This window comes from Nostoc sp. C057, from assembly GCF_013393925.1.
GTDB classification, from domain to species: Bacteria; Cyanobacteriota; Cyanobacteriia; order Cyanobacteriales; family Nostocaceae; genus Nostoc; species Nostoc muscorum_A.
The window spans coordinates 6,286,526-6,297,997 of the sequence record NZ_CP040281.1 but is presented as its reverse complement, the minus strand read 5'-3'; the positions used below and the strand labels follow the sequence as shown (position 1 = coordinate 6,297,997).

At 43.1% G+C, this 11,472-nt stretch carries 6 protein-coding genes and 2 pseudogenes; 4 read left to right on the top strand and 4 right to left on the bottom strand.

Going from position 1 to position 11,472, the window contains the following annotated elements; translation table 11 throughout:
* The first annotated feature begins 6 nt into the window (after nt 1–6).
* Nucleotides 7–1,680, top strand: coding sequence for a bifunctional 3,4-dihydroxy-2-butanone-4-phosphate synthase/GTP cyclohydrolase II (ribBA, locus tag FD724_RS26925; RefSeq protein ID WP_179074723.1), 1,674 nt, complete (start codon nt 7–9; stop codon nt 1,678–1,680).
* A 347-nt stretch (nt 1,681–2,027) separates the two neighbouring features.
* Here ribBA and FD724_RS40410 read toward each other — a convergent pair.
* The 4 genes and pseudogenes from FD724_RS40410 to FD724_RS26915 form a co-directional block, all read right to left on the bottom strand.
* A pseudogene (locus FD724_RS40410) lies at nt 2,028–2,991 on the bottom strand (IS110 family transposase).
* Between the two features lie 336 nt (nt 2,992–3,327).
* Nucleotides 3,328–4,206 (bottom strand): peptidoglycan recognition family protein, encoded by an 879-nt coding sequence (locus FD724_RS26920; RefSeq protein WP_179074722.1) that lies wholly within the window; start codon nt 4,204–4,206, stop codon nt 3,328–3,330.
* A gap of 212 nt (nt 4,207–4,418) precedes the next feature.
* Nucleotides 4,419–4,514, bottom strand: a pseudogene (locus FD724_RS41125) (type II toxin-antitoxin system HicB family antitoxin); the annotation flags it as partial.
* 20 nt (nt 4,515–4,534) lie between these two features.
* Nucleotides 4,535–5,701 (bottom strand): hypothetical protein, encoded by a 1,167-nt coding sequence (locus FD724_RS26915; protein WP_179074721.1) that lies wholly within the window; start codon nt 5,699–5,701, stop codon nt 4,535–4,537.
* A 296-nt stretch (nt 5,702–5,997) separates the two neighbouring features.
* On the opposite strand from FD724_RS26915, the gene FD724_RS26910 reads away from it, so the two are divergent.
* From FD724_RS26910 to FD724_RS26900, 3 genes are all read left to right on the top strand, one after another.
* Nucleotides 5,998–8,601, top strand: coding sequence for a U32 family peptidase (locus FD724_RS26910; protein ID WP_179074720.1), 2,604 nt, complete (start codon nt 5,998–6,000; stop codon nt 8,599–8,601).
* Between the two features lie 398 nt (nt 8,602–8,999).
* Entirely contained in the window at nt 9,000–10,100 is a 1,101-nt protein-coding gene (locus FD724_RS26905; protein ID WP_256874370.1) for an alkaline phosphatase family protein, read from the top strand.
* A gap of 669 nt (nt 10,101–10,769) precedes the next feature.
* On the top strand, nt 10,770–11,348 hold the full coding sequence (locus tag FD724_RS26900; protein ID WP_256874369.1) for a hypothetical protein: 579 nt from the start codon (nt 10,770–10,772) through the stop codon (nt 11,346–11,348).
* Nucleotides 11,349–11,472: the final 124 nt, after the last annotated feature.

The window sequence follows — 11,472 nt, the reverse complement described above, 5'->3', positions numbered from 1 at the left end:
CTTTCTGTGTCACAGCCTAATCCTACCCAAGCTTTTAAATTTGATTCGATTGATGCCGCTTTAGCAGACCTAAAAGCTGGTCGTGTAATTGTAGTGGTAGATGATGAAAATAGAGAAAATGAAGGCGACTTAATTTGTGCTGCCCAATTTGCGACACCCGACACGATTAATTTCATGGCGGTGGAAGCTAGAGGGCTGATTTGTTTGGCAATGACAGGCGATCGCTTAGACGAGCTAGACTTACCTTTGATGGTAAGCAACATTACAGACACGAACCAAACTGCCTTCACTGTTAGCATTGATGCTGGCCCAGAATTGGGTGTCACGACTGGCATCTCAGCAGAAGATCGTGCCCGCACTATCCAGGTTACTCTCAATCCAGCCACAAAACCTACCGATTTACGTCGTCCTGGTCATATTTTCCCCATTCGGGCAAAAGCTGGGGGTGTACTCAAACGCGCAGGGCATACGGAAGCAGCTGTAGACTTATCTCGACTAGCAGGGCTATATCCAGCTGGGGTAATTTGTGAAATTCAAAACCCCGATGGTTCAATGGCGCGGTTGCAGCAATTATTTGAATATGCCAAACGTCACAATTTAAAAATAATTAGTATTGCGGATTTAATCAGCTATCGCCTACAGCACGATCGCCTGGTGTATCGTGAGGTGATTACCAAGCTGCCTAGTCAATTCGGCCAGTTTGAAATTTACGCCTACCGCCATACCCTGGATAATACAGAACACGTTGCAATTGTCAAAGGAGATCCAGATAACTTTAAAGATGAGCCAGTAATGGTGCGGATGCACTCAGAATGCTTAACTGGTGACGCTTTGGGTTCTTTGCGCTGCGATTGTCGGATGCAGTTAGAAGCTGCCCTGAAGATGATTGAGGCTGCTGGTCAAGGTGTAGTTGTATACCTGCGTCAAGAAGGGCGGGGCATCGGCTTGATTAACAAGCTAAAAGCCTACTCGTTGCAGGATATGGGACTGGATACAGTTGAAGCAAATGAGCGTTTGGGATTTCCTGCTGACTTGCGAGACTACGGGATGGGCGCACAAATGCTGATGGATTTGGGCATCAAAAAGATTCGTTTGATTACCAATAATCCCCGTAAGATTGCTGGAGTTAAAGGTTACGGCTTGGAAGTAGTCGATCGCGTGCCATTGTTAATTGAAGCAACCGACTACAATTCTTATTACCTAGCGACAAAGGCGAAAAAGCTGGGTCACATGCTGTTACAGACTTATCTGGTGACAGTAGCAATCCATTGGCAAGATGACCCGGAAGCTGTGACAGAACGTTATGAACGCTTAGAGAAACTGCGACATTTAGCGAAAAGTAATGATTTATTGTTGCAAGAAGAAGCGCGTCCATTAGCGATCGCTATATTTGACGAGCCATCTTTGACAGTACACTTGGGTTTTGATCAAGCAAAAGTTGCTAGCTGTGATTGGTATCAACAAAGTGGCCATCCTTATATACAGGCTATCTTCCAAATTCTGGATAACCTCGCAACCTTGCCATACATCCAGAAACTAGAATTTCTGATTTCTTCTGGTTGTGATCCCTTAAGTAATTTACAAGTCCAACTAGATCGGCAGACATTCTCGGATGGTACACTACCTTCATCGATTAGCGATCGCCTGGAAAAGCAGCAAATATATAGCTTTAGCAAATAGCGTGGTTCAATAAATTTTGTAGTGGCGTGGCAAGACTAAAATGTTGCAAAAAAATTGTAGCGACTGTCTTAAAAGTCAAGCGAACGTTAACAAAAAACCGGGACTCTTAACATTGACGCAACTGGGGAACGCAGCGCTAGATTCTGCGGTGGCTGGTACGGGCAAAAAGACTTGTGGCTCTTGGTTAAGATGGTAGCAGCCCGCACCAGCCACTCCGCTTCGCCGCAGAATCTTCCCCAGTTGCTGGATTTCCCGTGGAGATAAAAAAGAGCATAAAAAGTTGACCCAAATGCCGCAATGGGATCATCGGGGGGACTATTCCAAAGTATAAAAACGTTGAGTTGTGATTAAGCGTTGGCAATGGGTTGTAAGTTGTCAGTTACACGCCAAGGCAAATTATCTCGAACCATTGCATTTAGAATGACTAACATTTTATGAACGCAAGCAGTGAGAGCTAATTTTTTCGATTTACCACGTTCGACGAGGCGCTCATAAAAGGCCTTTATAACCGGATTATGACGCATAGCAACAACAGCACCCATATAAAGAATGGCACGAACATGAGCGCGACCGCCATTAATCATGCGCTTACCTTTGTGTTGACCACTATCATGATTAATTGGTGCAACACCAACTAAGCGAGAAATTTGTTTGGCAGTGAGTTGACCCAGTTCTGGTAAATCCGAAACCAGAGTTGTCGAAATTACTTGACCAATACCAGGAGTACTTTTAAGTAAATTAACTTTATCAATCCATTGAAGATTGTTTTGCGTCAATTCGGCAATTTTTTGATTGAGTTGTTTGAGGTGTTCTTCCAGGTATTCAATATGAGCCTCAATATCTGCCAAGGCTTGACCACGAGTGCGTGAGCGGCGATTCTTTTCGGCTGTCTGCATCTCCACTAATTGTCGTCTGCGACTAATTAATTCCGATAATTGACGCGCCATTTCGGATTGAATGGCTAAAACTTGGGGTTTCATCGCTTCGCCAAAATGTGCCAATATTTGTGCATCAATGGCATCAGTTTTGGCCCAGCTTACCCGTAGCTTTCGCAAAATCTCGTCCTTGACGGGGATTAATTAATGCTACTGGTAAAAGTGCAGCTTGCAATTGGATTACTAGTTCAGTTTCTAATCCTCCGGTTGCTTCTAGTACAATCAGATTTAAACTATAGGATAAGAGTAGCTCCACTAGATTTGATATTTCTGATTCTGTATTTGCCACAATCATAGCTTTACCCAGAGGACGGATATAAACATCTAATGTGGCTTTACTCACATCAATACCTACCCATTGAGCAATATTTTCCATATTTCACTCTCACGGATTGTGTTTGTTATAGTTGATTCTTATCCCCTTGATTACACTCATCCTTGCACGATACGGACTGTATAATCTAAACATCAGTATTTAAATTTTTGCCCCTGGCGACTGTTCGAGTTCTGTCAAAGAGATTATTGTAGTGACCCATGCTACAAAGCGGTCTTTCTTGACCAAGGTTGGGACGGTCTACTACTCTTTCTAAGATACAAGGTTGGGTGGAGGCTTTGCGTAACCCAACATTCTGATATATGTTGGTTTGCGCTCCGCTTCACCCAATCTACGTCTAATGCACTATTTTAGCCTTGCCACGCCATTACGAATAAATTATTTACTAGCTCTATAAATTGGTCTAACTTGACGAAAAGTATTAAGTAAACTCAGAAATTTATTACCATCAAAATTTATCGGGTCAACTTTTTTACCAGAACGATCTACGAGATGATGGGTAGTAATTCGATAGTCTGGAACTTGACTTTGAGCAATTAACCAAGCAAGAGACTTATATTGAGCCTCCGTGTAGCCGCTATGGGTTTGTTGGCTATTACTGTCATAACTATCTGGCGGTGTTTCCAAAGAAACGTGGTAAGCAAAATTATTCACAGACGCAGGTAACTTTGGATTAGTCTGCACAGTTTCCAATCCCTGTGGACTCTCAAATACTGAGTTAGCTGCACCAAAAGCCCGCTTTTCTGGCGGTACTAGATAAACCACCGTTCCATCTAACTTGACTAAAGCGTGGTAACTTGCCTGTACACTTTCATCGTTATGGGCTACTTGAAAGAAATTAATCGCGCTGGAAGCAGAATAACCAGTTTCATGGAGGACGATAATCGGTTGATTGTGAAGAGGTATACCATTAGCATCTTGGGCGTACCGTTCTCCATAGTTACTTGGATCAACCGAAGCAACTTGATAACTAGGTCTGTACTTTGCAAAAGCTTGAGTAGTTATGTACCTTGATACAGGCTTGTTAGTCTTGACTGGGGACTTGATAACACGTTGAGATTTTTTCTCTGGCTCTTTCGCTGATTGGAATTGCACCTGCGGATATTGACTGAAGGCCATAACCCGTGGATTAGATACATGGGATGTTATTGGATTATTGTGTAATTTTGTCGCTCGCCCAATTAGCAGCACTACAATCACAGCCATGAACATCAGCGAGATTAGTAACACCCTAGTCGCCCAGTCTTTAAACCTCATTTTTCTAATACCCGTAAAACGGTAAATATTAACTTATAGCTAAATTGCGATGTCTTTCGTAGAGGCGCACTTCCGTAAACCCCTACCGTAGATGGTATCCAAACGATAATCACTATAACACTTTAATTCTAGTCAAATATACGTTACTAGTATATGTTGGAATGCTAAATAATCGTTTTAGACGCTTCCTCTGTCTAGGGAGTTATTTAAACTTCATAACTTTTGCCATGAGTATGGAATTGCTGCCAAAGGAATTCCGGTAAGTATACCAAGTAGCACTTATCCTCATTTGACCATTGAATAACCATACTTAGCGATCGCTCATTTATTATTTCTGTATATCTAAATTGTTTAAACCACGAAGTTTAGGGAAATTTTCTAACTCAAATTCGTTTTGTATAAGCTGGGAAATATTATTTATTGTTTCAGGCAGAGCAAAAACCATAAGAGTATTGAGTGTAGTTTTTCTAATTCCCCCTGTCTGAGGTTCTGGATGACCTATATTTTGCAGGATGTCAGAGAGTTTTATTGAGGGATGAGAGTGAACGTTGAAAGTTAATCTATCTTGATTTGCAAAACGTATGTACCAATCATAGTCTGCTAGAGTATTTAGTTTAATATCTTGGTTTCCACCTAAGAATTGAGTATGTTCAATGTTAGGTCTAAATAATTCTCTTAATTCCTGCATTCCATCATCCCATTTCAACTCCTCCTCTGAAAAAATAAATTCAGAATCAACTTGCTTGGCTTTTTTCTGAAATTCATACCCTCTGCAAAGACTTCGGTTCAAAAAGGCATACTGGTAGAGTATTTCTGGCATTTCTACTCCAAGAGTATATAAACTGCGTCCCTCGCAAAATGCGCGAATCTCATCACGTAATTGATTTATTAGTAGACCAATATCTTTAGTAGCAAAACTTGTGTAATCTCCTCCTTTAGCTTCAAAGGCATCAGCTTTTGCTCTGACACTAAAGGCAAGAGCTACCATTAGTGGTAATCTTTCCGGTTTGCCTATATCAATACGATTAAGTTGAGTTCGCAGCCAAGCTTCTAAATCCTCAGCTCTTTCAATAAGTTGATCTGCTTCTAATAATTCGGGCAGTATATAAGTAAATCGTTCATAGGTTTTGAGTAATTTAAAGGTTCGAGTCTCAAACTCTTCTCTACGCCTACGGGCTTCTAAATCTTTAACTTCTTCTACAATATTTTGAAAACCTGTACGCATCTCCTCACGGAGAATATTCATTTGCTGTGCTAAATTACACTGATTACAAATTAATAATTCAAGAGTGCGGTGTTGAACAGTCAGGGCATTTTTAATACTGTTAAAGCAAGTTTGAATTTGTTCATTATTTCTGTCTAATTTCTCAACACATGATTGAACCTGCTCTTGATTCCGGTCTAATTTCTTTTTGATCTTGTGAAGTTGGACAGAATTGTAAATGCCGACACCAAGATTGAGTATATTTACTCCCAAATTAGCAATGTTAAACATATCAGTAGCTGGTCTAACGGATTGAATTGTCTCTCCACTTGCTCTATAGCGGGTACACCAAGTACCTGCTTCACCTTCGACTACCTCATAATCTGAGGCATTTCCTCCCTTAAACAAATGTGGTTCTGGTCGCTGAGTAAAAGGATTAACCATAGTTGTTGCCAACATAGACTTAATCTCAGTATTCCCAGGAATTATTTTGGTGTATCGCTCGTTCTATACAAAAGAGCGATCGCACCCTCCCCCACAAACTTAGATAAAATCACTATGGTGCTAGTTAACTTTCCCTAAATCTGATGAAAAGCGATCGCCCCCAACTCTCCCTTCAACGTCCTGAACTACTTGCGCCAGCAGGTAATTGGGACTGTGCTAAAGCTGCTGTGGAAAATGGGGCAGATGCGATTTACTTCGGTTTAGATCGTTTCAACGCCAGAATGCGGGCAGAAAATTTTACTGAGGCAGACTTACCTCAATTGATGACATTTCTGCACCGTCGCGGCGTAAAGGGTTATGTCACCGTCAACACACTAATATTTCCCAAAGAACTAGCAGAAGCACAGCAATATCTCCGCACAATTATTGCCGCAGGTGTGGATGCCGTCATTGTTCAAGATGTAGGAATTTGTCGTCTCATCCGTCACCTCTCGCCCGATTTTCCCATCCATGCTTCCACCCAAATGACCATCACTAGTGCGGCTGGGGTGGAATTTGCCAAGTCTCTCGGCTGTCAATTGGTGGTGCTGGCGCGTGAATGTTCTCTTCAAGAAATCAATAAAATTCAGCAGCAGATTGCCCAACAAGAAACTTCGCTGCCCTTGGAAGTCTTTGTTCACGGTGCTTTGTGCGTGGCGTATTCCGGTCAGTGTTTGACTAGCGAGGCTTTAGGCGGACGTTCTGCTAACCGAGGTGAATGTGCCCAAGCTTGCCGAATGCCCTACGATTTAATCGCCGATGGGGAAATTGTAAATTTAAAAGAACGCAAATATTTACTTAGTCCTCAAGACTTAGCAGGCTTAGATGTTTTGCCCGATTTGGTGAAATCAGGAGTAACTTGTCTCAAAATTGAAGGTCGCTTGAAAGCTCCAGAGTATGTTGCTAATGTCACCCGCGTTTATCGGCAAGCGCTAGATCGGGTGATGGAGGAGATCCCCCCTAGCCCCCCTTCAAAAGGGGGGAAAATAGCGCCCCTTGTTAAGGGGGGTTGGGGGGATCTTCCACTTAATCAAGAACACTACAACCTAGAGATGGCATTTTCTCGCGGACTCTACACAGGTTGGTTTGGCGGGATTAATAATCAAGAACTAGTTCACGCCCGCTTTGGTAAAAAACGTGGGGTTTATTTAGGTGAAGTTACCCGCATCCACAACGAACAGGTAACAGTCAAACTGGAAGCGCCTGTAAAACCAGGGGATGGAATTGTATTTGACTGCGGTCATCCAGAAGCGAAGGAAGAAGGCGGCCGGGTTTATGCTGTGGTGTTTAAGGGTAAAGAAGCAATGCTGACCTTTGGGCGAAATAACTTGAACCTGCGCCGAGTGCATATAGGCGATCGCATTTGGAAAACCAGCGATCCCGAACTTGATAAGCAACTGCGTCAAAGTTTTGCAGGTGAGAACCCACAATTTCAGCGTCCCATTGATGTTGAGGCTTATGGAGAAATTGGTCAGCCATTGATTGCGATCGCGCGCGATGGACTCGGTAATATTGTCCAGGTAGAATCTGCAATTTCTCTGGTGGAGGCGCACACTAAACCCTTAGATACAGAACGTTTACAAGAACAATTCGGTCGTCTCGGTAACACGCCTTTCTCTTTGGAAAAACTAACCAACCACCTCAGCACTTCCCTTATGCTGCCCGTAAGTGAGTTGAACCGGATGCGGCGCGAAATTGTGGTGCAGTTGGAAGAATTGCGAAGTCAACCTAAACGCTGGCAATTACGTTCTGATGTCTCTTTCCAAGATTTACTCCCCTCCTCATCTTCCTCTTCTCCTACCCTGCGGGAAGCTAAAGCTACATCTCCCTCACTCATCGTCTTAGTACGAAACCTCAAGCAACTCCAAGCCGCTCTCAAAGCTGGGATTGAAACACTTTACTGTGAATTTGAAGATCCCCGCGCCTACCGAGAAGCGGTGCAAATGGTTCGCCAACAACAGCAAAAAAACAAAGCAGACAATTCTTCACTTTTAACTGATAACTCAGCACTCCCCACAATCTGGGTTGCACCACCCCGAATTACTAAACCGGGTGAAAATTGGATTTTGCAGCAGGTACGTGCCTGTGAAGCAGATGGCTATCTGATACGGAACTATGACCAACTGCAATTCTTTGCTCAAGACCGTTGTATTGGAGATTTTTCGCTCAACGTTGCTAATCCCTTGACGGCAGACTACTTTCAGCAACGCTTTGCTTTAGAACGGCTGACGGCATCTTATGACCTGAATATTGCCCAACTACAAGACCTGCTCACCAGTTGTCCACCCCAGTGGTTTGAGGTGACAATCCATCAACATATACCGATGTTCCACATGGAACACTGCGTATTCTGTGCTTTTCTATCGACAGGTACAGATCATACTAACTGTGGGCGACCTTGTGAAAAGCAGGAAGTAAAATTAAAAGATCGTGTAGGCAGCGAACATGTCCTCAAGGCAGATGTAGGTTGTCGCAACACTGTATTTAACGGCACAGCCCAAACTGGAGCCGAGTACGTACAACGTCTGATAGAGTTGGGATTACGTCACTTTCGTATCGAGTTTGTAAATGAAACCCCTGACCAAGTGACCAAAATAATACATCGCTATCGTCAATTATTGCAAGGTGAAATTACAGGTTCCCAACTATGGCGCGAGTTAAAACTGCAAAATCAATTGGGCGTAACTCGTGGCCCATTGGGACTTTAACCGCACTCACTGCTGAGTTCTAAGCAAATTAAAGTGGGCAGTCTTTTAACTCTAAGACGAAACACAGACTAAACGCTCCGCTACCGCTAACGGAACTCAGTACTCTCGCTCAAAAAAGCAGAACGGCTTTTCTAAATCACCAAATAACTAAACTGTTAATATCTCCTTAAAACTTGAATAACTAGTGCTTAAACCAATAGCAGTATTTTCGTGAGGCTTACCTCATTTTGTAAACATCAATGCAAATACATCTATTTAAGTGGGTGCTTCTTCCCGTTGCATTTTTGGCTGGGAGCTTTCTAAGCGCACAGGCGGCAGTGGCGCAAAACATTGAAGGGATCGAAAATGGCCAAAGGGTCGAAAAAGGCAGAACCCTCAAACATATCTTCGTCATAGATATGGAAAACCATAACTTCACGCAACCAAGCAGTGACACAAAAGCACCCAACCAGATATTCGGCAGTTCCGCAGCCCCGTATCAGAACAGCCTCATAACCCCCGGAAATCCGAATGCTGCTCAGGTCTCCTACGCTGGTGCTTACCATAACGTCCTAGCTACACCGTCTGGCAATAACCCCAGCATCCACCCATCCGAGCCAAACTATATTTGGCAAGAAGCCGGCGATAACTTCGGCGTGCTTAACGATAATGACCCTTTCAAAAATCCAGGCGGCACTAACCAAAATACTACACTCCATCTCAGCGCTTTACTCGATCGGGCTGGTATCTCTTGGAAATCCTACCAAGAAGACATTAACCTAGCAAAAAATGCTAATGGTCTACTTACCAACACAGTTCTACCTCAAGACCAGTGGACTGTCCCTCTGAGCAGCTTCAGTGGTACATCACCTGATTACACTAACCCCTACAACGGTAGCCATCAATATAATTTTGCTACCAAACACGATGGTCATCTGTTTTTTACTGACACCAACGGCGGTAACGACCCAACAGCAGCAAACCCCCTAGCATCTAAATATGCACCATTGCAACAATTAGAAGAAGACCTTGCTCATAATAAAGTTGCTAGTTACACCCTGATTACACCAGACCAATTCAATGATTCACACACTGCGTTGAAAGATGGCTTTGACTATAATGGGGTGCATTACACAGGCGATCTGGCCGCAATTGCACAGGGTGACAACTTTCTGTCCAAGATTATTCCGCAGATTATGTCCTCGGCTGCTTACAAGGACGGTGGCGCGATTGTGATCTGGTGGGATGAGACTGAAGGTACTAACCAGAATGACTTTAGCCACACCATAGAGGAAATCGTGATCTCACCTCTGGCCAAGGGTAACGCCTATGAAAGCTTCGTAAATTATACCCACTCGTCCGACCTGAAGAGCTGGGAGGAACTCTTCGGTGTATACACACCAGACGGCAAGTTTTTGGGTGATGCAAACTCACCGAACACCAACGACCTCTCGGATTTGTTTAAGGAAGGGGCACTCACTCCGAAGGGACGGAGGCAATGGACAAATAAAGACGAGTAATTCGCGCTGTAGAGAAGCACTCAATTTAAGGACAATTCAACCCAAAAAGCATTAGCATTTGTATCAAATGAAACTATTTAGTTTTAACCAAATACCTTCTATTAAGTTCTATAACAATCCGAATTGAATCTTGAGAAGATACTGAAACTAAAAATACGTTTTTATAAAATTTTCAGCTTTTTTCTGTCTCACATCGCCACAGCTTTGGAAAGCGCTTTAGAAGCATTAATATTTCTGCACAAAGATATAAATCCTTGGTATTTCGCTAGTATTGGTTAGTACGCCAGTCTCTTATAACGGCAAGGCTTCAATATAATTTATGCTATGCTTTTTGCTCATTCAACTCCTTTTGCAGAAACAGAAGCAGTTATGGCAAACTGGATTTAGATGTTTGCCAGCAGTTTTTTAACAGGACTTTCTGGCAAGCAACAAATATAAGTAATTCGCGTCGTTGAAGAATATCTGAGACCAACACTGTATTAACAAGGAACTTGGACAACAGATGATCGAAAAATTCGCATCGTTGCCATTAAACTTTAAACTGTGCGAGTTTTGACTTATGCCTTAATTACGAATTACGTTAGCGAGTATTCGTACTCCTACGGAGAAGCAAGCTACGCGCAGCGTATCGTAGAGAGCATCATTACGAATTACGATATAGTACCAGCTATGCATGTACCTAAATTGTGCGATCGCCCTACAGCCCTTTGGACATCCTACGGCAGGCGTTGGCGCAGTGATCGCCAAACATCATTTTCATTACTACTAACCATTGCCCTCACCACTTTACTAATCCCGTCGCCCTCGCTAGCACAAACCCACGCGATACCGTCGCCTTCGAGTGCGCCTTTAGAACTAGATTTATTGACCAAGCCAAAAGACTATGTAATCACAGCTAACACAATTCATCCACAAGGATTAACTGTTCCGAGTTTATGGTGGGCACAACAAAACTCTGAGAGAAAGCTATTGGATAATTGGATAGCATATCCAGCTTCTGATAAGGAACCTGCACGAGTAGACTTGATCGTAAATCAGCAAATTTGGAGCTTACTAGAGTATATAGAGCGCTACGACTTTGTAAATCGCTTGGGTAGCGCTGCACGAAACTTTGGTTACAATGTCCGGGTATTTAACTATCAAAAGGAACCCTTAGCAACTTACACTTGTAACTTTAGTACAAGTCCAGCTTTATGCAGTATCCAAACAACTGTTAAGAACAAGATAGGCTTACAGCGTTCTCTCTAGACAATTAGAGAGTGGGGAGTGGGGAGATGAGGCAAATATGGTTTAGATAAGCAGGTGAGAGGGGGCAGGGGGCAGGGGAGCAGAGAATGAGGGATGAGTGAGTGGAAGAGAATAATTAATAACC

Bases quoted from the DNA above. Each gene is read 5' to 3' on its own strand.
- FD724_RS26920 (WP_179074722.1), bottom strand. From the start codon at position 4,206: ATGAGGTTTAAAGACTGGGCGACTAGGGTGTTACTAATCTCGCTGATG.
- FD724_RS26915 (WP_179074721.1), bottom strand. From the start codon at position 5,701: ATGTTTAACATTGCTAATTTGGGAGTAAATATACTCAATCTTGGTGTC.
- FD724_RS26910 (WP_179074720.1), top strand. From the start codon at position 5,998: ATGAAAAGCGATCGCCCCCAACTCTCCCTTCAACGTCCTGAACTACTT.
- FD724_RS26905 (WP_256874370.1), top strand. From the start codon at position 9,000: ATGGAAAACCATAACTTCACGCAACCAAGCAGTGACACAAAAGCACCC.
- FD724_RS26900 (WP_256874369.1), top strand. From the start codon at position 10,770: ATGCATGTACCTAAATTGTGCGATCGCCCTACAGCCCTTTGGACATCC.